Annotated in this window: 19 protein-coding genes; 16 read left to right on the forward strand and 3 right to left on the reverse strand. The window is 66.2% G+C overall.

All coding sequences use genetic code 11. From position 1 onward, the window contains the following. Window positions 1-252: 252 nt before the first annotated feature. Window positions 253-885 carry a YoaK family protein gene (locus tag GWK18_RS10665; protein ID WP_245193214.1) on the reverse strand — a complete coding sequence of 211 codons (633 nt, stop codon included), beginning with the start codon at window positions 883-885 and terminating at the stop codon, window positions 253-255. Between the two features lie 176 nt (window positions 886-1061). Here GWK18_RS10665 and GWK18_RS10670 point away from each other — a divergent pair, with 176 nt between their 5' ends. The 15 genes from GWK18_RS10670 to GWK18_RS10740 all read left to right on the forward strand — a co-directional run bounded on the left by GWK18_RS10670 (window position 1062) and on the right by GWK18_RS10740 (window position 17959). Continuing rightward, window positions 1062-2183 (forward strand): acetamidase/formamidase family protein, encoded by a 1122-nt coding sequence (locus GWK18_RS10670; RefSeq protein ID WP_166835177.1) that lies wholly within the window; start codon window positions 1062-1064, stop codon window positions 2181-2183. Continuing rightward, window positions 2180-3826 carry an AtzH-like domain-containing protein gene (locus GWK18_RS10675; protein ID WP_209280940.1) on the forward strand — a complete coding sequence of 549 codons (1647 nt, stop codon included), beginning with the start codon at window positions 2180-2182 and terminating at the stop codon, window positions 3824-3826. Before GWK18_RS10670 ends, GWK18_RS10675 begins: the two co-directional genes overlap by 4 nt. 170 nt (window positions 3827-3996) lie before the next feature. Next, entirely contained in the window at window positions 3997-4866 is an 870-nt protein-coding gene (gene uraD / locus GWK18_RS10680) for a 2-oxo-4-hydroxy-4-carboxy-5-ureidoimidazoline decarboxylase (RefSeq protein WP_166835179.1), read from the forward strand. 64 nt (window positions 4867-4930) lie between these two features. Continuing rightward, window positions 4931-6340 (forward strand): nucleobase:cation symporter-2 family protein, encoded by a 1410-nt coding sequence (locus tag GWK18_RS10685; protein WP_166835181.1) that lies wholly within the window; start codon window positions 4931-4933, stop codon window positions 6338-6340. A gap of 8 nt (window positions 6341-6348) precedes the next feature. Next, entirely contained in the window at window positions 6349-7749 is a 1401-nt protein-coding gene (gene allB, locus GWK18_RS10690; protein WP_166835183.1) for an allantoinase AllB, read from the forward strand. 137 nt (window positions 7750-7886) lie between these two features. After that, window positions 7887-9071, forward strand: a complete 1185-nt coding sequence (locus tag GWK18_RS10695) for an alanine--glyoxylate aminotransferase family protein (protein WP_166835185.1) — start codon at window positions 7887-7889, stop codon at window positions 9069-9071. Then, window positions 9068-10366 carry an allantoate amidohydrolase gene (locus GWK18_RS10700; RefSeq protein ID WP_166835187.1) on the forward strand — a complete coding sequence of 433 codons (1299 nt, stop codon included), beginning with the start codon at window positions 9068-9070 and terminating at the stop codon, window positions 10364-10366. Before GWK18_RS10695 ends, GWK18_RS10700 begins: the two co-directional genes overlap by 4 nt. Beyond that, window positions 10363-11205 (forward strand): MurR/RpiR family transcriptional regulator, encoded by an 843-nt coding sequence (locus GWK18_RS10705; protein ID WP_166835189.1) that lies wholly within the window; start codon window positions 10363-10365, stop codon window positions 11203-11205. Before GWK18_RS10700 ends, GWK18_RS10705 begins: the two co-directional genes overlap by 4 nt. An 83-nt stretch (window positions 11206-11288) precedes the next feature. Then, window positions 11289-12452 carry an FAD-dependent urate hydroxylase HpxO gene (gene hpxO / locus GWK18_RS10710; protein ID WP_166835191.1) on the forward strand — a complete coding sequence of 388 codons (1164 nt, stop codon included), beginning with the start codon at window positions 11289-11291 and terminating at the stop codon, window positions 12450-12452. A 202-nt stretch (window positions 12453-12654) separates the two neighbouring features. Then, complete coding sequence (locus GWK18_RS10715; protein ID WP_166835193.1) at window positions 12655-14256, forward strand: NCS1 family nucleobase:cation symporter-1; 1602 nt, start codon at window positions 12655-12657, stop codon at window positions 14254-14256. Further along, the gene (locus GWK18_RS10720; RefSeq protein WP_348535931.1) at window positions 14253-15017 is read left to right on the forward strand and encodes an aspartate/glutamate racemase family protein; all 765 of its coding nucleotides are present in this window, start codon (window positions 14253-14255) and stop codon (window positions 15015-15017) included. The genes GWK18_RS10715 and GWK18_RS10720 overlap by 4 nt, the downstream gene beginning before the upstream one ends. A 145-nt stretch (window positions 15018-15162) precedes the next feature. After that, window positions 15163-15891, forward strand: a complete 729-nt coding sequence (locus GWK18_RS10725; RefSeq protein WP_166835195.1) for an alpha-ketoglutarate-dependent dioxygenase AlkB — start codon at window positions 15163-15165, stop codon at window positions 15889-15891. Window positions 15892-15964: 73 nt separating this feature from the next. Then, window positions 15965-16519: a flavin reductase family protein gene (locus GWK18_RS10730; RefSeq protein WP_166835197.1), complete on the forward strand. Its 555-nt coding sequence runs from the start codon at window positions 15965-15967 to the stop codon at window positions 16517-16519. Window positions 16520-16633: 114 nt separating this feature from the next. Beyond that, window positions 16634-17242, forward strand: coding sequence for a flavin reductase family protein (locus GWK18_RS10735; protein ID WP_233568897.1), 609 nt, complete (start codon window positions 16634-16636; stop codon window positions 17240-17242). A gap of 168 nt (window positions 17243-17410) precedes the next feature. Further along, window positions 17411-17959 carry a YceI family protein gene (locus GWK18_RS10740; protein ID WP_123826643.1) on the forward strand — a complete coding sequence of 183 codons (549 nt, stop codon included), beginning with the start codon at window positions 17411-17413 and terminating at the stop codon, window positions 17957-17959. A gap of 367 nt (window positions 17960-18326) precedes the next feature. On the opposite strand, the gene GWK18_RS13485 is transcribed toward GWK18_RS10740, so the two are convergent. Further along, the gene (locus GWK18_RS13485; RefSeq protein ID WP_233568898.1) at window positions 18327-18812 is read right to left on the reverse strand and encodes a cell division protein CrgA; all 486 of its coding nucleotides are present in this window, start codon (window positions 18810-18812) and stop codon (window positions 18327-18329) included. Between the two features lie 210 nt (window positions 18813-19022). On the opposite strand from GWK18_RS13485, the gene GWK18_RS10750 reads away from it, so the two are divergent. Continuing rightward, on the forward strand, window positions 19023-19661 hold the full coding sequence (locus GWK18_RS10750) for a gamma-glutamyl-gamma-aminobutyrate hydrolase family protein (protein WP_166835199.1): 639 nt from the start codon (window positions 19023-19025) through the stop codon (window positions 19659-19661). 108 nt (window positions 19662-19769) lie between these two features. Here the strand turns inward: GWK18_RS10750 and pknB are convergent, their stop codons facing one another. Continuing rightward, window positions 19770-22001: a Stk1 family PASTA domain-containing Ser/Thr kinase gene (pknB, locus tag GWK18_RS10755; RefSeq protein ID WP_166835201.1), complete on the reverse strand. Its 2232-nt coding sequence runs from the start codon at window positions 21999-22001 to the stop codon at window positions 19770-19772.

A 22001-nucleotide genomic window follows, 5' to 3' on the forward strand; every position in this document is an offset into this window, starting at 1 on the left:
CTAAGGCCCATAGCGCTGATGGTACTGCACTCGTAAGGGTGTGGGAGAGTAAGACACCGCCGCAACACCACGCCACACCACACGGAAAGCCCCACCCACCAGGACGGGGCTTCCCTGCATCCCAGGACTCCCACAATCCAGAGACGGGGCCCCGTGTCTCGACCACAGAGAGAATCAGGGACGAGGTCCCGAAAATCGTGTATTCCCGGCCACGGAATACCGTCACGGGCCAACGTGTATGTCCTTTCTTCCTCAGGCGTCCCTCCCTGTGACGTGCCCAACCAGTGCACATACGGTGACGATGCAGCCCGCGACCACGAGCCCTGCTCCGAGTCCGAGCCAGAGCAGGAGGAGTGCTCCCGCGGCCGCGCCGGTGAGCATCAGCGCTATGGTCGCCACGCGGCGGGGGTTGTCCTTCCCGGTTCCGCCGGCCAGTTTTGAGTCTGCGGCGAGTCCCGTGATCGTGGAGGTGATGACCACGGTGGTGATGTCCTTGACTCCAATGGTGCGCGCCGCAGCCGCCTGTGCGCCCATGACCATGCCCAGAACGCCGGTGATGCCGCGCAGACAGGCGCTGGGTGGGGTGCCCCACAGCAGGAGGAGGATGCCCAGGGCGAAAGTGATTAGGCCGACAAGAGTGAGGACGACGGTAGTCCTCGGAGCCCAACCAGTCGTGAGTTGCCGCAGGACGCGGCCCGTGACGGTGGCGCCGACGAGAAAGCCACCGAATGCGACCAGCGGACCGATCACGGGAAGTCCCTCGGCGCCCATCAAGCCCATGCCCAGGATCACGACGTTGCCGGTCATGTTGGCGGTGAACACCCGGTCCAGCCCCAGGTAGCCCAAGGCATCGATGATGCCCGTGGAGAATGTGAGGCAAAGCATCAGTACCAGGTGGGTGCGTGATGTGTTCGGTCTGGCGTTTGCCGGTGGTGGCGCTGTGCTACTTCTTCCTGTCGCGTTCAACGTGTCGTTCATGGTTGCTGAGCGTATGAAACGTGGATTTCCGGCTGTCTCGTGCCGGTAACACAGGGGTAAAAACTCCTACCTACGGTGACGTCATGACATTTCGTGGACTCAGACCGGAGGGCACGCCCAACGGTGGTGCCGCGATTTTGCAACCGTGGTCGAGGCTGGAGGGTGCACTGGACTACGTGCCTGCCGAAGCCGAATCGGTGTTCTGGGGGAGGCTCCCCGGTGGGGTCGATCCGCCAGTGTTGACGGTGGATTCCGGGCAGGCCGTCACCATCGACACCTTGAGTCACGAGGGGCTGCTGGCCGATCAAGGCAGCGACCCCGTCGAGTTTTTCGGGCGACACGGTGTTGACCCTTCTCAGGTCCTGGAGGATGCGCGGCTGCTGGTGACAAAGCGTCGTCGTGCAGGGAAGACGGATGGTCCCCATGTTGTGACCGGGCCGATCCAGGTGCGGGGTGCGCGACCGGGTGACGTCCTCCGGATGACTCTGGAGAAGGCCACCCCCAGAGTCCCCTATGGGATCGTCTCCAACCGCCACATGCGCGGGGCACTGCCCGGGGAGTACCCCCGTGGGCAGGCGACCGTGAGTATTTTTGCGGACTTGGATCCTGAGGATCCGGGTACGGCACGCATGGCTCTGCGGGACGGCGGGCCGCCCGCGGTCAGGTTCCCCACTGCACCGTTCCTGGGAATCATGGGTGTGGCCACACCGGGGGATCGGTTGCACAGTGTGCCGCCGGGGGCTCACGGCGGAAACATCGACATCAAGCTGCTCACCGAAGGCGCCTCCGTTCTGGTGCCGGTCCAGGTACCCGGTGCGATGGCTTATGTGGGAGATCCCCATTTCGCCCAGGGCGACGGTGAAGTGGCACTGACCGCCTTGGAAGCATCCCTTCGTGTGGTTGTCAGATTCGAGATCATCGGCCCCGAAACAGTGGCTCGCGAGTTCGGTGCGTTGATCTCCCCCATGGTGGAGACTCCGGAGCTCCTGGTGCCCACGGGACTGGACAGCGATCTTGACGAGGCCGTGCGGAAAGCGGTGCGCAACGCAATCAGTCTGCTGGTGACCCGGTTCGGTATGAGTCCGGAGCACGCGTATGCGTACCTGTCGGCGGCCGCCGACGTGAACATTTCCCAGGTGGTCGACCTCGTGACGGGGGCGCACGTGCGAATCCGCAAGAACGACTTCCGGGAGGTGGCGGGGTGAGCCAAGATCGAGCGCCCGTACTGGGCGGCAGGGATGACGACGACCTCATGGACCGCTTCTGGGCCTACGAATCGGCGTTGATGAGCAACGACACACACGCCATGGCAGAGCTGTCCGAAAACTCAGCAGAGACCGTCCGCGGTGATGCAGCGGGCCTGTTGGTGCGGCACGGAACCATCACCGCGTTCCGTGCCAACCGTGGGGGAGCGCCCGCTCGATCAGTCCTGGAGATCCACCGAAGGAATCTGGCACCGGGTGTTGTCCTGCTCATCGCCGTCACGCAGTCACCCGACGGTGGGCGGGGGCAACAGACACAAGTGTGGCGACGCTCGGCTGAAGGTCCGTGGGGGGTCAGTGCTGCACACGTCTCGACACCCGCGCCCGCCATGGACACCCGGATCTGGCGTGTTGTGGGGGATCCCCTCGTTGGACCCGAGACCGAGCCGTCGTCGGACGGTCGAGGCCGGGAAGCTTCGCCCCCGCTGGCGGGTTGTTCCGTTGCGGTCAAGGATCTTTTTGCCGTTGCGGGTCACCGCATCGGAGCGGGGAGCCCGGCATGGCTGGCTGAGGCCGAGCCCGAGGCCCGGCATGCCCCCGCGGTGCGAGCACTGTTGGCGGCGGGAGCCCATGTACGTGGCCTGGCCAGGACCGACGAGTTCGCCTATTCGCTGGCCGGCACCAACACCCATTACGGCACACCCCCCAATTCCTCGGACCCGCACCGGATCCCCGGGGGATCGACGTCCGGTTCGGCCTCCGCCGTGTCCTCGGGGCAGGCGGACATCGGCCTGGGGACGGACACCGGCGGTTCGATCCGCGTGCCTTCCGCCTATCAAGGCCTCTGGGGGCTGCGCACCACCCACGGTCTGGTCAGTCGGGACGGGGTTCTGCCATTGGCCCCGAGCTTTGACACCGTCGGGTGGGTGACCCGGTCCGTCGACTTGCTGTCCCGGGTGACGCGCACCATGGTGCACGGTGCGCGCAGCCGCGGTTGGGACAAGGAGCCCCAGCCCGCCGACGGTCCGTTGGTCCTCCTGGAAGGACTATTGAAATTGGCCGACGACGACGTCGCGCAAGCTGTACGCAGCGCTTCCGACGCTGCGGGGGCCAGGTCGGACACGGGTCCCTCGGCCGCCCAGGGACAGCGGTGGCGCAGCGTGTTCCAGTCCGTACAAGCCGGTGAGGCCTGGGCCCAACACGGAGAGTGGATCGATGACCACTGGGACCGGCTGGCCCCGGACGTGGCGTCGCGATTTGCGGCCGCACGGGAGCAAACGGCCGATTCGCTGGCCCGGGCCCGTGTGGAGGCGGGAGCCGCACGTCGGTCCATCAGGGAACTGGCCGCCGGCCGGATACTTGTGCTGCCATCAGCCTCCTCCGTGGCCCCGTTGCAGTCCCAGGCCACGGCCGGGGGTCATTGGATCGAGGCTGCGCGGGCAGCGACGATGGCATTGACCAGTCTGGCGGGGCTGGCGGGACTGCCGGTGGTCTCCGTCCCTGTTCGAACGGCCGACGGCCTGCCCTGTGGATTGAGCCTGATCGGCCCGGAGGGTTCAGACGAGTCCCTGGTGCGACGCGCAGCTGAGTTGTGGGGCGATGAAACCTCAGTTTCATCCACGCACGACCAGAGGTCATTGGGGTGAGTGTCCTCCTGTACCGCCTCTGGTGTGCGTGAATGCCCCCACCTGGCGCCTTCAAGGATCGGAAACCTGGCGGATACAGTCAGGCAATCCGCCCGAAAAACTGGCTTCCTAGGGTGCTTTCAACGGGGCTGAAACGAAAGTTGCAGCCAAGGATACAGCTAGGGGACCGCATGGATCTGAGGACCTTCAACAGCGCAGATGAAGCTGCGGCCCGGCAGGTCCTGAAGGCCTGCGCGGACGTTCCGCGGTGGATCTCCGGGCTCCTTGCGCAACGTCCTTTTCCCTCTGCGGAGCACCTCTACGGGCGGGCCCTGAGCTTGGCCGAATCGTGGAGCGCGGACGAGGTCGGTGCCGCCGTGGCCGGGCATCCGCGGATCGGATCACGTCGCCTCGCGTCGTCGTCCGGCCCGGAATCGATGGCCTTCTCGGCAGACGAACAGAGCGGCATGAGTCGGGAGGATCGAGCGGCGTGGGCGGAGGCCAACCGTGTCTACGAACAGAAGTTCAACCAGATCTTCCTGATCCGGGCCGCAGGCCGAAGTTCAACAGAAATGCTCCAAGAACTCGAACGGCGTCTGACCAACGACCCCGCCACGGAATCGTCTGTACGGGCCACCCAGTTACGTCAGATCATGCTCTTGAGACTGCAGAAGTCGGTCACGGCCACCCAGGCGGACGGGGCCGGGGCAGGCGGTGAACTCACCGCCCGACAGCGATCTTTCGTGACCACCCACGTCCTGGACACCACGGTGGGTTCGCCTGCATCCGGCATCACCGTCCACCTGTTCGGCCCGGACGGGGAGCGGCTGGGCCAGGGCGTCACGGACCCCGAGGGCCGAATCAACCACCTTGGCCCCAGCGCCCTGGCCGGTGGTGTCCACCGCCTGGTTTTCGACGTACAGGACTACTGGCGCCACCGCGACACCCCTTCCTTCTTCACCAAGGTCGACCTGGCATTCGCCGTCGAAGAAGGCCAATCGCACTACCACGTGCCGTTGCTGATCAGTCCCTGGTCCTTCTCCAGCTACCGCGGTAGCTGAACACCATCACCCCCACGCAAAGCGGCCCGTACCGCACCGGAAGCACCCCTTGGAAGTTGGTCCCATGAGCACCACCACGCAAGAGCCCACCACTGCCCAGGCGCCTGAAGACGAACGTCTCCCGCTGGGGCGAACCCTTCTGTACGGGTTCCAGCACATTCTGACTATGTACGGCGGAGTGGTGTCCGTGCCCCTCATCGTGGGCGGGGCGGCGGGTATGTCCACAGCAGAGGTGGGGCTGCTGGTGGCCGCCGCACTGTTCGTATCGGGCGCAGCAACCGTCCTGCAGGCGTGGGGGCTGCCGTTCTTCGGTTCCCGGCTCCCGCTGGTCCAGGGAATTTCCTTTGCATCGGTCTCCACCATGACGGCGGTGGTCAGCGGCGACGGCGGCATCCAAGCCGTGTTCGGTTCCATCCTGGTCGCCGGACTCTTCGGACTGGTGATCGCACCCGTGTTCTCCAAAGTCGTGCGCTTCTTCCCTCCCGTGGTGACCGGGACCATCATCACCGTCATCGGTATCTCGTTGTTGCCCGTGGCCATCCGGTGGCTCATGGGCAACAACGTCCAAGATCCTGACTACGGGTCCGTGCACTTCATTCTCCTGGGCGCATTCACCCTGGTGGTGACCCTGTTGTGTTCCCGAGTCCCGGCAATCTCGCGAATGGCCGTCCTGATCGGCATCGTGGTGGGCTCCGTGGTGGCGGTGCCCTTCGGGTTGGCCGATTTCACCAAAGTGGCCGACGGTGCAGTCTTCGCACTTCCGCAGCCGTTGGCCTTCGGGACGCCGACCTTCCAGGCGGGGGCCGTCATCTCCATGGTCATCGTCATGCTGGTGATCATGACGGAAACCACGGCGGACATCCTGGCGGTGGGGGAGATTGTGGGCACCAAGGTTGACTCGCGGCGGGTGGCTGACGGGCTACGGGCGGACATGCTTGCCTCGACCCTGGCGCCCGTGTTCAACACGTTCCCCGCCACGGCCTTCGCCCAGAACGTCGGAGTGATCGCCATGACCGGCATCAAGTCCCGGTTCGTCGTGGTGGCCGGTGGCGGCATGCTGGTTCTCCTGGGTCTACTTCCGGTGTTGGGCAGAGTCATAGCCTCCGTCCCCTACCCCGTCCTGGGGGGGGTCGGCATTGTGCTCTTCGGGTCCGTGGCTGCATCAGGGATCCGAATGCTGACCCGGATCGATTGGGCCAAGAACACCAACCAGTTGATCGTGGCCACATCCATCGCCATGGGCGTGATCCCGATCGCCATGCCCACTTTCTACGACGAGTTTCCGGAGACCGTGGCCACGGTTTTCGACTCCGGGATCTCAGCCGCGGCAATCACCGCCTTTGCGTTGAACCTGCTTTTCCACCATGTCATGCCTGCCTCCTCCCACAAGGTTGACGACCGGCGGCACCTGAGTTCGCCCGCTGAATCTGCTCAGACGGTCGAGGTCGAGGGTCCGGAGGGAGACCGCCCGTGACGATGAGCATGGCTGACGATCAGTTCTTCACGGACAAGCTCGGAACGCATGTGCGGACCGTCGTGGCCGAGGCAGCGGTACTGCCGCAGGGCGTGCGCCCGGCGCTCATCACCATTGACGACGACGGACGGATCGGGTCCGTGACCGAGCTCGAGGCGGTGACGCGCGCGCAGCGGGAGCACGCCGACCTGGTGGTGGCCGGAGACCTGACTTTGATGCCGGGCGGAGTGGACACCCACGTCCATCTGAACGAACCGGGCCGCACGCAGTGGGAAGGCTTTGCCACGGGGACGCGGGCGGCGGCGGCAGGTGGAGTCACCACGGTGGTGGACATGCCCCTCAACTCGATTCCGCCGACCGTCTCCGTCGACGCCCTCGAAACCAAGAGGAGGGCCGCTCGCGGTCAGCTCACGGTGGACACGGGCTTTTGGGGCGGCGCGACGCCGTCGTCCCTGGGGCAACTCGAGAGCCTCTGGCATGCCGGTGTCGCCGGCTTCAAGTGCTTCACCGCGGATTCGGGTGTGCCGGAGTTCCCTCCCCTGGACTCGGACCAACTGGTGACGGCGATGCGCGAGATCGCCGCCTTCAACGGGCTGTTGATCGTTCACGCGGAAGCCCCTGAGCACCTGGTCGCCGAACCCGCTGCGTCGTCGAGGTTCCTGGATTTTGTGGCTTCCCGTCCCGAACGTGCGGAGGTGGAGGCCATCCGCACCGTGGTGGAGGGCGTGCGCCGGACCGGATGCCGCACCCACATCCTGCACCTGTCCGCGGCGGCCGCGCTCGACCTGGTCGCTGACGCCAAGGACGAGGGGCTGCCCCTGACGGTGGAAACCTGTCCGCACTACCTGACGTTGGACGCGGAGACGGTTCCGGATGCCGCTCCACAGTTCAAATGCTGTCCACCGGTGCGCGACGCGGGAAACCAGGAAGCGCTGTGGGAAGCCCTGGGGCTCGGCGTGATCGACGTGGTGGTCTCTGACCACTCGCCGGCCACCGCGGCCGAGAAGTCAGCCGGTGGCGGCGACCTCATGCGCGCCTGGGGTGGGATCTCAGGACTCCAGGTCGGTTTGAGCCTCACCGTCTCCGCGGCCCTGTCCCGGGGGTTAACACTCGAGGACGTGTCGCGGTGGACCGCACGGGGCCCCGCTGACCTGGCAGGGATGTCAGACCGTGGGCGCTTGACACCAGGTGCCTCCGCCGACTTCGCGGTCTGGGACCCAACCCATGAGTGGACGGTGGAGGTCAACCGGTTGGAGCACAAGAACCCCATCAGTGCTTATGACGGGATGCCTCTGAGGGGCGCTCCGGTGCTGACGATTCTGCGCGGCGCGGTCACCTCCGTGCGTGACCGCGAAGGTGCCGTCCTGACCCCGAGGCCCGGGGGACGGGAGATCCTCTTGAGGCACTGAGCTCAGCACAGTCACCGAGTCGACCACGCACCCGAACGGGTACAGGAACACGGGCAATGCCGCGTGCTCACACCAGGAGGAACTCTTTGCACACCATTCACCGGCAGGCGCCGGTCAACCCACCCCAGCGTCTTCTGATGGGCCCCGGCCCGATCAACGCCGACCCGCGGGTCACCCGGGCGATGTCCGCAGCGCTGGTCGGGCAGTACGACCCCTGGATGACTGACTCCATGAACCAGACCATGTCCCTGTACCGGGAGGTGTTCCGGACCGCCAACGAATGGACGTTCTTGGTCGACGGAACCTCACGCGCGGGCATCGAGGCGGCACTGGTGTCCCTGGTGGAGCCCGGGGAAACCGTTCTGGTCCCCGTTTTCGGTCGGTTCGGGCTGTTGCTCAAGGAGATCGGTGAGCGCATCGGCGCCCGGGTGGTGACCGTGGAGGTCGAATGGGGGCAGGTCTTTGACGCCGCCCGGCTCGAGGACGCGATCCGCGCGGAGAAACCCGCCGTGGTGGCAGTGGTCCAGGGCGACACCTCCACCACCATGAACCAGCCGCTGGAGGAGTTGGGAGCGATCTGCGACCGACACGGGGCCCTGCTCTACGTGGATGTGACCGCTTCCTTGGGCGGAAACCGGCTGGAGACCGATGCATGGGGGTTGGATGCGGTGACCGCGGGCCTGCAGAAGTGTCTGGCCGGGCCGTCCGGCTCCGCGCCGATCACGCTTTCGGAGGCGGCGGTGGCAAAGATCCGGTCGCGGCGGCACGTGGAGGCGGGGATCGCCGACGGCAGCTCGGCCGGACCCGGGCCGGTGATCCGCTCGAACTACTTCGACCTGGCCCAGATCATGGACTACTGGGGTCCACAGCGGCTGAACCACCACACGGAGGCGACGACCATGCTCTACGGGGCGCGGGAATGCGCTCGCCTCCTGGTGGAGGAGGGCATGGACGCTGCCGTGGCCAGGCATGCCCTGCACGGTCAGGCGATGGCTGCGGGCCTTCGGGCCATGGGCCTGGAGCTGTTCGGCGATCAGCAACACCGGATGAACAACGTGATTGCGGTCAAGATCCCCGACGGGATCGACGGTGACGCGGTCCGCTCCGGGTTGTTGAGCGACTACGGGGTCGAGATCGGAACCTCGTTCGGCCCGTTGCACGGTGTGGTCTGGCGCATTGGGGTCATGGGATACAACGCGCGGCGTGAGGCCGTGCTGACCACGCTCTCGGTGCTCGAATCCGCTCTCCGGACGGCCGGGGTCCCCGTGGTCAGTGGCGGGGGCACCGGTGCCGCGCTGGAGTTCTACCAGGAGGCGGCGTGAACAGCTGCGATCAAGCTCAGGCCCACCAGGTCATGGACCGGTGTGCTGAACTGGCCACGATTTCCGTCCTCTCGGACGGCATCGAACGGACCTACCTGACGCCCGAACACGCCAAGCACAATGCGCTGGCTGCCGAATGGATGCAGGCTGCGGGGCTCACCGTGCGGGTCGACCCGGCGGGAACGCTGATCGGCAGACTCGAAGGTGCCCGCCCCGGGCTACCCGCACTCGTCGTCGCGTCCCACTTGGACACGGTGCCGGATGCAGGACGCTACGACGGGATCCTGGGGGTTGTCTCAGGCATAGCCGTTGCCCAGCGGCTTCGGTCCCGAGCCGGGGAACTGCCCTTTGCGCTGGAGGTCTGCGCCTACGGGGACGAGGAAGGTGTTCGGTTCGGGGCCACGTTGTTGGGGTCCCGGGCGATGGCCGGGACCTGGGACCCCGAATGGCTGCAGTTGGAGGACCGCCACGGCATCCGGCTGGAACAGGCCTTCCGGGACTTCGGACTGGACCCCACGGAGGTCCCCACCGCGGCCAAACCTGCCCAGGACCTGGTGGGGTACCTGGAACTGCACATCGAACAGGGACCACTGCTCGAGGCGGCGGACCGGCGTCTGGGTGTGGTCACGGCCATTGCCGGAGCGCGACGGTTCGCCATGCAGATTCACGGGGATGCCCGGCACGCCGGGGGTACGCCCTACGACCGGCGTCGGGACGCCTTGGTCGGGGCCGCCATGGCGGTCCAGACGGTTGAACGCATCGGACGCGAATCGGGTGTGATCGCCACGGTGGGCCGGCTGCAGGCCCACCCCGGGGCCGTCAACGTGGTCCCCGGGTTGGTGGATTTCTCCCTGGACCTCCGTGCGGCGGACGACCTCGCGCGGGACCGTGCATGGGGCGAGATCCTGGCGGAGATCGAGACGACGTGCGGACGGCGTGGGCTGGAGCTGACCGTGGAGGAGATCCACTCGGCTCCGACCGTGACCTGCGCACCATGGCTCATGGATGCCGTGACCGAGGGCATACGCAGCACGGGTGATCAGTCCCCCATGGAGATCTGGTCCCGGGCAGGCCATGACGCGATGGCCATGGCCGCCGTGACCGATGTCGGCATGATCTTCGTCCGGTGCGAAGACGGCATCAGCCACCATCCGGGCGAAGCGGTGCTCCAGGACGACGTCGCGGCGGGGCTCGACGCCTTGGAAGCGGCTGTGTGGGCCGTTGCCCGTCGGGTGGAGATCGCCGCAGGCGACCACGCTTCCACACCGGAGGATCATGAGGAGGGTCTGAGATGAAGGCGAGCATTGCTGAGCGCATCACCGCTGGATATGCGGAGCTGACACCACAGGAGCAGCGGGCAGCGGACGTTGTGATGGCGCACCTGGACGATCTGGCCGTCTACTCCTCCGCGGAGCTGGCCGAGGTGGCCGGTGTGTCCCGGGCGACCTTCTCGCGGCTGTACCGACACCTGGGTTTTGAATCCTCCCAAGAAGTCAAGTCCTTGGCACGGGAGCGTCGTGCCCAGGGTGTTCCGGTGGCAACCGTCGAGGGGGAGCGGGCACCCGGTGACATCTTTGACGGTCATCTTCGGGACGAGCACCTGAACATGGCCGCCGCCTTCGGGCCGGAGAACCGCACGCACCTCCCGGCGGCGGCCGCTGCGGTGGCCTCCGCCCGGCGGGTCCTGGTTCTGGGGTGGCGCAATTCTTATCCGGTTGCCCTGCACCTGCGCACTCAACTGCAGCAGATCCGCGACGGGGTGGCTGTTGCCCCCACCCCGGGGCAGACGGTCGCGGAGGAGTTGACAGGGCTCGGGCCGCAGGACGTGGTGGTCGTGCTCGGGTTCCGACGTCGTCCCCGGGGATTCGAGGAGGCCCTCAAGGGCTGCGCGGAAGCACAGGTACCGCTGATCTTGATCGCGGACCCCAGCGCGCGTCACTTGGCGCACCACGCCCGGCACTGGATCGAGTGCCCCGTGGGGCGCTCCGGAGCCTTCGACTCATACGCGGCGGCCTTCTCCACGGTTGCCTGGCTCGCGGACGCCGTTCTGGCCGCGGGCGGGGCAACGGCTGCCGGTCACGTGGATCGGGCCACGGAGCTGTTCGAAACCCTCCGCGAGCTCGATCTGGGCTGAGCGCTGTTGCGCCCACGCGTGGAAACAGCTCGCCGTCGTGCACGGCGGAAGACACGAAAAGACTCGGGAAGACAGGAAGACACGTGAAGGTCATTGTCATCGGAGCAGGAATGGGTGGATTGTCGGCGGCGATCGCGCTGCGCAACGACGGTCACGACGTCGAAGTGTTCGAGAAGGTCCGCTCCATGCGGCCGGTCGGGGCGGCGATCTCGGTGTGGCCCAACGGGGCCAAGGCCCTCAACTTCCTGGGGTTGCGCGACCAAGCGGCGGCCTTGGGCGGGAACTTGCGGCGCATGGGGTACCGAGACGGCGTGACAGGGGAAGAAATGTGTCACTTCTCCATGGACCCACTGATCGAAAAGGCGGGACAGAAGCCGTATCCCATGGCGCGGGCTGCGCTCCAGGACATGCTGCGCCACGAGTTCGGAGTGGATCGAGTACACCTGGGCAAATCCTGCACGGGCGTGGAAGAGACCGGCGGCGTGGTCAGGGCGTTCTTCGAGGACGGCAGCACTGCGACGGCGGACCTGCTGATCGCGGCCGACGGCACCCACTCGCGGCTGCGGTCGTACGTCTTGGGGCATGAGCGCACCCGCCGGACCTACCGGGACTACGTGAACTTCAACGGGCTGGTGGAGATCGACCCGGTCATAGGCGCACCTGATTCCTGGACCACGTACGTCGGCGAAGGCAAGCGGGTGTCGGTGATGCCCGTGGCCGACAACCGGTTCTACTTCTTCTTCGACGTTCCACTCCCGGAGGGAACCCCCGATCGGCAGACGGAGAGGGTGGCGGAACTGCGTGAGCACTTCGGGCACTGGTGCCAGCCCGTTCAGCGCCTCATCGCCGCACTTGACCCCGCGAGGACGAACCGGGTGGAGATCGCTGACATCGAACCATTCGACCAATGGGTCCGTGGGCGGGTTGCGTTGTTGGGTGATGCCGCCCACTCGACCACCCCGGACATCGGTCAGGGGGGCTGCCAGGCCATGGAGGACGCAGTGGTCCTATCCCTGGCGCTGAAGACTTCCACCATCTCCGTCGAGGACTCGCTGCGCCGCTACCAACAGCGCCGTGCACATCGGGCGGGAGAGTTGGTGCTGCGCGCCAGGAAACGTTCACTGGTCACGCACGGAGCGAACCCGGAACAAACCGCCGCGTGGTACGACGAGCTGCGCCGAGAAGACGGGGCCACAATTCTGGACGGGATCTTCAAGAACGTCGCGGGTAATCCTCTGGATGCATGACGTGATGGAGGTTTCGGTGCGGTCGACCTCCGACGCACACCGCGGATCTCGAGGAATGTGAGGCCTCGGTTGCGGAGATTTAACACCGGTCACGGTCTCAGACATTTGGGTGAAACACTCATTGCCTTGACTTGAGGGGTAAGAAACACCGGTTTCGCGACTGTGTTCACAACGGTCACTGTGCTTCACGAAAGGCCCCACCATGAGCACCACAGAACCGCCTCGGCCGACCACGGTCGAGATTCAAACCGAGACCGCCGGTGGCGCTGTGGACACCTCCGTCCTCAGGCGCCGGAACTTTGATGAACGTCTGACCAATGACGACCTTGCTCCGTTGAAAGAGCAGAAATGGAACTGGTACAACATTTTTGCCTTCTGGATGGCGGACGTGCATTCAGTGGGTGGGTACGTCACCGCGGGTTCGCTGTTTGCCCTCGGGCTGGCCTCTTGGCAGGTCTTGATCTGCCTGATCGTGGGCATCCTGATCGTTCAGGTGTTCGCCAATCTGGTCGCTCGCCCCTCCCAGCAGGCTGGTGTGCCCTACCCGGTGGTGGCGCGGTTGGCCTTCGGCGTCCGGGGAGCCAACATCCCCGCCATCATTCGCGGTCTGATCGCCGTGGCCTGGTACGGCATCCAGACCTATTTGGCCTCCCACGCACTCGTCGTCGTGTTCCTGAAGTTGTGGCCCGCCCTGGGCCCGTACGCGGAGGTCCAACAGCACGGATTTGCGGGTCTCTCCACGCTCGGTTGGGCTGCCTACGGGGTGTTGTGGGTGGTTCAAGCCTTCGTTTTCTGGCGCGGTATGGATTCGATTCGCCGTTTCATCGACTGGGCAGGCCCCGCCGTCTACGTGGTCATGTTCGCCCTGGCGATCTACCTGGTCGCAACAGCGGGGTGGTCCAACACCTCCTGGACTCTCGGCACTGTCGAGTTCACCGGCTGGGAAGCGCTGCCGGTCATGGCGACCGCAACGGCGCTGGTGGTCTCCTATTTCTCCGGCCCGCTGCTGAACTTCGGTGACTTCGCCCGCTATCCCAAGACGTTTGGTGACATCAAGCGTGGGAACTTCTGGGGGTTGCCCGTGAACTTCACGTTGTTCGCGCTCCTGACGGTCACCACGGCCGCAGCCACGGTGCCCGTCTACGGCGAATTGATCACGGACCCCGTCGAGACGGTGGCGCGTCTGGACAGCGTGTGGGCCACGCTGTTGGGGGCACTCACCTTCACCATCGCCACCGTCGGCATCAACATCGTGGCCAACTTCGTGGCGCCGGCCTTCGATTTCTCCAACGTGGATCCGCGCCGCATCTCCTGGCGTACCGGTGGGATGATCGCCGCGGTTGGATCGGTCCTGATCACCCCCTGGAATCTGTACTCGAGTCCTCAGCTGATCCACTACACCCTGGACACCCTGGCGGCGTTCATCGGTCCGCTCTTCGGGATCCTGATCGTGGACTACTACGTCATCAAACGGGGCCGGATCATGCTCGACGACTTGTTCTCCATGAGTACCAACGGTCGGTACTGGTACCGCAGCGGGGTCAACCCGAACGCCGTGGTGGCCGTCATGAGTGCAGCCGCCGTGGGGTTGGTTTTCGTCCTGGTCCCCGGAATGGAATCCGTGGCTGCTTTCAACTGGTTCATCGGGTGTGCCCTGGGTGCTGCTGTCTACGCGGCAGTGTCCCTGTGGGGGCCGTGGCCCGAACGGCCGTCGGTTGACGACGACCAACTGCCGGTGGATCCGTTCCTGGCCCGTCAGGATGACGCCGCGTCGATGTCCGGCGAGCAGGTCGGGCAACCGTGAGCGGCGACACGGGCCGTCGCATCCTGGTCATCAATCCCAACACCACCGAGGTCATGACGGATGCCATCGGGGCAGCGGCACGCACAGCCGTGGGTGCCGGGACGTCGACCCGGGCGATCTCACCGACCATGGGCCCGGCCTCGATCGAAAGTCACTACGATGAGGCGCTCGCTGTCCCCGGGCTGCTGGAAGTGGTTCGGCGGGCTGTCGCGACGGAGTCGGCCGACGGATTCGTGATCGCCTGTTTCGGGGATCCCGGTCTGGACGCGGTCCGGGAGGTCGCGGCCGGTCGCCCGGTGGTGGGCATCGCCCAGGGTGCCATGCACATCGCCTCGCTCACGGGCCGCAGTTTCGCCGTGGTCACCACCCTCTCCCGAACCGCCGGTCGGGCTTGGGACCTGGCCGCAGCGTTCGGTTTCGACCGCAGGTGCGTGTCCGTGCGGGCCTGCGAGATCCCGGTGCTGGACTTGGACGACCCGTCCTCTGACGCGACGACGCGCATCACGGAGGAATGCCACCGGGCGGTTGTGGAGGACGGGGCCGATTGCGTGGTCCTCGGATGTGCAGGCATGGCCGGGCTGTGCACGCGGATCCAGTCGGAAGTGGGCGTGCCCGTGGTGGACGGTGTTGCCGCAGCGTGCGGTCTGGTGGAGATCATGCTTCGGATGGGGGTTCCGGGAGCGGCACGCGGTGAATTCGCCGAACCGCGGCCCAAGTCCTACTCCGGACTGCTCTCCGGGTTCTCGCTCCCTGGTCACTAGCCCGGGTGGTCGCCGTCCCCGATGGTGTCCCCGCACCCAATGGTGTCGCTGCGCGGTTGTATCGTGACCGAGAACGAGGCGGTGTCCGGTCCTGAACTCAGGATCGATCGCGACGTTCCGCAGGTTCGGGAAGGGAGGGGAAACGATGCGTCGGCCATCTTTGTTGCGCGGCCCGGGCGGCCCTGAACTCTTCACCGTGGACAGGCACGCGCGGGAAGTCGCTCCCGGCGCCGTCCACGTGCCCGACTGGCTGACGTTGACCGAACAGCAGGAACTCGTGGAGGCGACCCGCCGGTGGTGCACGGGCGAAGCGAGCCTGCGCCACCACCAGCTGCCCGGCGGCGGTGTCATGTCCGTGAAATCCACGGTCCTGGGTCGGCGTTGGTCCGAGGGTCGAACCGGTACCCGTCCGAGCACACAGACCTCCGCGGTCCTCCCGCAATCCCTGACCCGCTTGGGTACGGCGGGCGTGACTCGGGCCTACGGGCGTGACTCCCCCGAAGCGGTGACCTTCACTCCCACCACTGCTGTCGTGAACTTCTACGGTGGTGATGCCAGGATGGGCATGCACCAGGACCTCGACGAGTCAGGTCCGGATCCGATCGTCTCTGTCTCCCTGGGCGATGCCTGCGTGTTCCGGCTGGGCAATGTGGAGAACCGTGGGCGCCCGTATCAGGACGTTGAACTGCGCAGCGGAGACTTGCTGGTCTTCGGCCGCAGCTCGCGGTGGGCATTTCACGGGGTACCGGCTGTCAAGGTGGGTACTGGTGATCCGGCCCTGGGGATGCGCCACGGCGGTCGGATCAACATCACGATCCGGAGCACGAGTGACGTTCGGACCCGACCTGACCGGAGCCGACCTGACCTGACCTGAGTCGACCGCCGACCGTGGCAGTCGGCATCGGGCGGCGGGGGGGAGCACGGGCATCGGAGATCATGGAGGCGGTATGGAGCTCGAAGGACCGGCAGACGGCTGGGTGGAGAGCACGTCCGGGAGGAGTTTCGAGGACCGATATCGCGTATTGGCCTCGGAACTCGCCTCGGGCGTTGCGATCGTGTCTGCTCGTCACAGGGGTCGAGACCATGCAGTCACGGTCACTGGTTGGTTGGACGTCTCCTGGGATCCTCCCACCATGGCGGTGAGCCTGTTCGACGAAGCGCGCATCTGCGAGGCCGTCGAAGGTTCCGGGACCTGGGTGCTGTCCGTTCTCGCGCGAGACCAGGAGGGGGTTGCCACGTGGCTGGCTTCTCCCGGCAATCCTGTGGAGGGGCTGCTGAACACCGTGGCGTTCCGTCGTGCTGAAAGCAGTGGTGCGCCGGTGATTGACAGGTGCCTGGCGTGGTTCGAGGTCCGCACGGAGCAGGTGCACTCCGCAGCAACTCACCGAATCGTGATCGGCCGGGTCGTCGCCATGGGGCGGGGTCGGGCTCCGGGTGACGCTCGCCAAGCAGAGCAAGATCCGCTGGTCCACTGGTCGCGGTCCTTTCACGGTTTGCGGTGAGCGTTGCCCCTTGCGACCGTCTGTGACGGACCAACTCGACAATGCATGGGTGACATTGCCAGACTCGTTCGAGCGCCTGCGGGCTGGGGTCCTGCTGCGCGGAAGGAGGGGGTCATGACCGAACCGTCACGTACCGCGGCGGAGCCACCCGCCGGAAGTGGTGGTCCGAGCCACCCGTTGGCCGATTACGTGGTCCCTTCGCGTGACATGGGAGACCTGGCTGTCAAGAAGACGGAATTCAGCTCGGTGTTCGGGGATCACCCGGCAGGGGTCGCCGTCCTCACGGCGCGTGGGCCGGAGGGCCCCGTGGGGCTCACCGTTTCCTCCGTGTCCTCGGTGTCGGCGGAGCCGCCGATCATCGGTTTCTCCTTGCATGCTGGCAGCGGTTCGGCAGCGCTGGTGGCCCAGGCTGACTCGTTGCTCGTCCATCTTCTGGACGCCCCTCACATTGCTTTGGCCAGAGCCTTTTCCACCCACGGGGCGCCGCGTTTCGGCGACGCCATGGACTGGGAGTGGTTGCCCACGGGCGAGCCCTTGCTGGCGGGCGTGGGGCGAGTGCTGCGCGTTCACCCGCTGGTCAGAATCCAGGCGGGGCCGGCCCTGGTGTTCAACGCGGGTGTGACGCAGGTTCTGGGTGCCGAGGCCAACGGGGCACCACTGGTCTACCACCGGCGGCAGTTCCACAGTCTCTCGGGCGGTTCCGCCCTCGACTACTCGATCTGAACAGGACGTGTCTGAGGTCACGTCACATTTCTGCACAATTAGTTGACGCATCACCTACCGCGTCCTAATGTAAGTGACACATCAACTAATTGGTGTCGCGCCGGTGCCAACCACCGCTCCACGACATCTTCGACGTAGCAGCCCGTAGGGCTCAGAAGGAGAGACATCATGAGCACGCTTGATCGCCTGGTTCCCGGTACCTGGACTTTCGACCCCGCCCACTCGGAGGTCGGCTTCACGGTCCGTCACGCCGGCATCTCAAAGGTCCACGGCGTGTTCAAGGACGCCGAAGCGTCCCTGAACGTCGCCGAGGAGCTGGAGAACTCGGTCATCGAGGCCACCATCCAGACCACTTCCGTGGACTCCGGCAACGCCGATCGCGACGGCCACGTCCGTGGCGAGGACTTCTTCGACGTCGAGAAGTACCCCACCATGACCTTCAAGTCCACGGGCTTTGATCTGGCCGGCGGCGAGGGCACCATCACCGGTGAGTTGACCATCAAGGGCGTCACCAAGACCGTCGAGCTCGAGACCGAGTTCAACGGCGTCGTCGTGGATGCCTTCGGCGTGACCCGTGCAGGCTTCGAGGCCAAGACCACCATCTCCCGTAAGGAGTTCGGCTTGACCTGGAACGCTGCCATCGAGGCCGGTGGCGTGCTGGTTTCGGACAAGGTCGTCATCAACCTGGACGCAGCCTTCACCGCACCGCAGGCCTGAGTTCGGCGTCGGGTTCCGCCCGAGCACCCGCCCGGTGGTTTCCGGGCAAAGATTGTGGCCCCGCACCCTTCAAGGGTGCGGGGCCACAATTCGTCCAGGGGCCCGCTCGGTGCGTCTCAGGACAGGGCTCGGGTCAACCACCACACCAACGGGACGAGCACCAGCAGTCCGAGGGCGATGCGCCGGAGCCGGACTTCGAGTACGGCCGGGCTCAAACGGCCCTTGCCAGCCCGATCGCCGCTACGTTTGTCCTTCGCGATCTCGTCCTTGAGGGGGGCCGGTCGGGTGCCCCGCGCGTCATTGCCTTCCGGGGACGACGGAACCGACGGGTCTACGTGTTCCGACGGGCCAGTGGGATCGTGGGCGTTCAACGCCACCTCGTGGTCATGACCAGGCCGACCATCATCAAGCCGATCCCCACCGCCACGTTCCCGTAGCCGATGGAAGGGATCGGCCACGAGTAGTCGAGCAGGTACCACACGATCAGCCAGAGCAGGCCGATCAGGATGAGGCCGAACATGATGATCTTGTACCAGGCGGCGGTTTCATCGGTTCCGGGCCCGGTGCTGCGTGCCCCGCGGGTGATCTCGTCGGCGAGGTCCTCCGCCATGTCGTCGCGCTCAACCGAGTCATCCGCAGAGTCCTGGGGGGCGTCCTCGCCCGAGCCCTCCTTGGCAGTGGAGCGCTTGGTGCCGTTGCCCGTGTGCTGAGACCGCTCCCATTCCTTCCGCCGGTGCTCCGGCAAGGCTTCTGCCGCCAAGCGGGTGAGCTCGTCATCCACCTCCGGACGGGGATCGGGGTCCTCCGTGACGGTGCGCTTGCGCCCCAAAAGGCGCTTCTTGGGCTCGGACACTACGGGGACTCCTCCTGCGTTGTGGCAGCCCCACAGCTTGGATGGATGCATCGGGGGACTGCCGCATGCGACGACGACGGCCCCCATCCTATCGCCAGCCACCTTCACGTCCGCCGAGTGGGTCCTGGGCGGGCGCCGGGGACATCGGAGAAGGTCTCACGGCAGTAGGGTTGGTTCTCGAAATCCTTCCAGTTCACCCAGGAGGCCACCGTGACCGTGAAGATCCTCGTCGTCGACAACTACGACAGCTTCGTCTACACGCTCGTCGGCTACCTCCAGGAACTCGGCGCCGAAACAACGGTGGTACGCAATGACGCGGTTGACGATGCCGGTGCCACCTCCCTCGCCAACGAGCACGATGGAATTCTGCTCTCGCCGGGCCCCGGAGCCCCCGCGGATTCCGGCGTGTGCGGCTCGATGATCCGCCATGCCGAAGTGACCAGCAAGCCGTTGCTCGGGGTCTGCCTGGGGCACCAGACGTTGGCGGAGATCTACGGCGGAACCGTGGCCCACGCGGTCCAGCTCATGCACGGAAAGACATCGGAAGTCCTCCACGAGGACACCGGGGTCTTCGAAGGCGTGCCCTCGCCTTTCACCGCCACCCGATACCACTCGTTGAGCGTGGTCCCGGAGACCGTGCCGGATTGTCTCCGCGTCACGGCTCGCACCGACGACGGTGTGGTCATGGGGCTCAGTCACAGGACTGCTCCGTTGCACGGGGTGCAATTCCACCCGGAATCCGTACTGACCCAAGGCGGTTATCGCATGTTGGGCAACTGGCTCGAGCTGTGTGGCCTGGACGGGGCCGCCGCCCATTCGGACCAACTCTCCCCGCTGATCTCCCGCTGACCTTCTTCCGATCTTCGGCCTGACGAGAACTGCCCGCCGCTTCGAGTGAAGCAGCGGGCAGTTCTCTACGGACCCGACCGGAGTCGGGCATCCCACGAAGGGACCGGGTCAGTTGTCGTTGGAACTGCTTGAGGAGTTCCCACCGGCCTCGGCGGCTGCGGCATTGGAGCCGGAGGACCCGGAGTTCCTGCTGCTGCTCGAGTTGCTGCTGGACGAGGAACCCGCGTTCGAGCTGCTACCGCTGTCCGAAGACGAGCTGTTCGAGCGCGTCGGGGCCTGACTCGGCTGTTCCTTGGTCGGCTCCGGCTCCTCGGAGGGCTCCTCACTGGGCTCTTCGGAGGGTTCCTCCGACGGCTCCTCGCTGGGTTCCTCGGAGGGTTCCTTCGACTCGTTGTCTGAAGGTTCCGCCGACGAACTCGGCCGCGAGCTGCTGCTCGACTCCGACGGTGACGGCTCGGCCGTCGGCGTCGGGGTGGCTGCCACGCTGATCGTGATCGTGGTGCCCTGGTCGACGTCCGTACCGCCCGCGGTGGACTGGCTCAGGACGGTTCCCGCGGTCGCCTCGGAGGTCTCCGCGGTCACGACCTGGACCGGCAGTTGCACGTCCCCGCCTTCGATCGCGGCCACGGCGTCGTCCCGGGAGAGCCCGACGACGTCGGGAACCGTGACCTTGCCCGTGGACAGGACGATGTCCACCTTGCTGCCGCGGTCCACCTCCTTGCCACCTTCCGGATCAGTGGTGACCACCAGGTCGCGCGCGATCGTCGGGTGGTTCTCACTGCGCGTCTTGCCGACCTCGAGCCCCGCGGCGTCGAGCATCTCACGCACATAGCTCTCGGACTGGCCCGAAAGGTCCTTGGGCACCTCGACCTTCTCCGACCCCTCGGACACCGTGAGCGTCACACTGGACCCGGATTCGACCTCCGTGCCGGAGCCCGGATCCGTGGAAATGACGTCGTCCTCGGCGACGTCGTCGCTGTTCTCGTGGACGATCTCCGTGGTCAGGCCCAGATCGCTCAGCTCGGCTTCGGCCTCCTCCTGGGACATCCCGACGACGTCGGGGACGCTCACCTCCGACGGTCCGCGCAGCAGGAAGAACGCGGTGGCGGCGGAACCTCCCAGGAGCAACAGAAGCAGGAGCGGCAACAGCCACACCCGGGTCCGGCGACGCCGGTCCTCCGGATCCCGCTCCTTGCCGGACCTGGCACCGGCGGGGGCCACGTCATTGCCCCCGGGGGGCGCGAACAACGAGCCTTGTGATTGGTTCTGGGCGGACGGCGCGGAGGAACCCGCACCACTTCCAGCGGCGTTCGCCGCGGTTCCGGCGGCACCTGCCGCCCCCGCAGCGCCGGCAGCACCCGCTGCGGCTGAGATCGGGAAGACCGGAGGAACCGCGCGCGTGCTCTCGTCGTCGTCGCCGGTGGAGGACATGCCGGCCGTCGTCTCCCCTGCAGCGGGGGCGATCACGGTGGTCGCGTCCACGTCTGCGTTCTTGCGCAGAGGTTCCAGCGCAGCCTTCATCTCCGCGGCCGACTGGAACCGGTCGTCACGTGCCTTGGAGAGGCCCTTGGCCATGAATTCGTCGAACACCGCGTGGAGGTGCGGTGCGAGCTCCGACGGTGCGGGCGGGGCATCCCGGACGTGCTGGGCCGCGATGTCCACGGAGGCCTCACCGACGAACGGCGCGCGGCCGGTGAGCATCTCGAAGAACACACAAGCCGCCGAGTACAGATCGGAACGGGCGTCGACGTTCTCGCCACGGGCCTGCTCCGGTGAGAGGTACTGGGCCGTTCCCAGGACCGCCTGGGTCTGGGTCAGTGCAGCCTGGGTGTCCTCCACGGCGCGGGCGATGCCGAAGTCCATCACCTTGACCCGACCGTCCGGGGTGATGACCACGTTGGCGGGCTTGATGTCCCGGTGGACGATGCCCGAGCGGTGGCTGTAGGCCAGTGCGTCCAGGATCCCGAGCATGGCATCCACCGATTCGCGCGGTGACAACTCACCTTCGCGGATCAGCTCCCGCAGCGTCCGCCCCGGGACGTACTCCATGACGATGTACGGGCAGGCGACGTCGGAGGGCTGCTGCGGAGCGATCTCACCCGTGTCGTACACGGACGTGATGGTGTGGTGGTTGAGCCCTGCCACCGCTTGGGCCTCGCGCTGGAAGCGTTCCTGGAACGATTCGTCCCTGGCCAACTCCGGCTTGAGAACCTTGATGGCCACCTTGCGACCCAACCGCCGGTCCGTGGCGACGTAGACCGTGGCCATGCCGCCGCGGCCGATCATCTCGCCGACTTCGTACCGGTTGTTGATCACAGGGGGAATGGGTGACTGCGCCAT

This window comes from Kocuria sp. JC486 (assembly GCF_011602805.1).
GTDB classification, from domain to species: Bacteria; Actinomycetota; Actinomycetes; order Actinomycetales; family Micrococcaceae; genus Kocuria; species Kocuria soli.

Bases quoted from the DNA above. Each gene is read 5' to 3' on its own strand.
- pknB (WP_166835201.1), bottom strand. From the start codon at position 22,001: ATGGCGCAGTCACCCATTCCCCCTGTGATCAACAACCGGTACGAAGTC.
- GWK18_RS10725 (WP_166835195.1), top strand. From the start codon at position 15,163: ATGCGTCGGCCATCTTTGTTGCGCGGCCCGGGCGGCCCTGAACTCTTC.
- GWK18_RS10740 (WP_123826643.1), top strand. From the start codon at position 17,411: ATGAGCACGCTTGATCGCCTGGTTCCCGGTACCTGGACTTTCGACCCC.
- GWK18_RS10695 (WP_166835185.1), top strand. From the start codon at position 7,887: ATGGGCCCCGGCCCGATCAACGCCGACCCGCGGGTCACCCGGGCGATG.
- uraD (WP_166835179.1), top strand. From the start codon at position 3,997: ATGGATCTGAGGACCTTCAACAGCGCAGATGAAGCTGCGGCCCGGCAG.
- GWK18_RS10730 (WP_166835197.1), top strand. From the start codon at position 15,965: ATGGAGCTCGAAGGACCGGCAGACGGCTGGGTGGAGAGCACGTCCGGG.
- GWK18_RS10670 (WP_166835177.1), top strand. From the start codon at position 1,062: ATGACATTTCGTGGACTCAGACCGGAGGGCACGCCCAACGGTGGTGCC.
- allB (WP_166835183.1), top strand. From the start codon at position 6,349: ATGGCTGACGATCAGTTCTTCACGGACAAGCTCGGAACGCATGTGCGG.
- GWK18_RS10685 (WP_166835181.1), top strand. From the start codon at position 4,931: ATGAGCACCACCACGCAAGAGCCCACCACTGCCCAGGCGCCTGAAGAC.
- GWK18_RS10715 (WP_166835193.1), top strand. From the start codon at position 12,655: ATGAGCACCACAGAACCGCCTCGGCCGACCACGGTCGAGATTCAAACC.
- GWK18_RS10705 (WP_166835189.1), top strand. From the start codon at position 10,363: ATGAAGGCGAGCATTGCTGAGCGCATCACCGCTGGATATGCGGAGCTG.
- GWK18_RS10665 (WP_245193214.1), bottom strand. From the start codon at position 885: ATGCTTTGCCTCACATTCTCCACGGGCATCATCGATGCCTTGGGCTAC.
- GWK18_RS10735 (WP_233568897.1), top strand. From the start codon at position 16,634: ATGACCGAACCGTCACGTACCGCGGCGGAGCCACCCGCCGGAAGTGGT.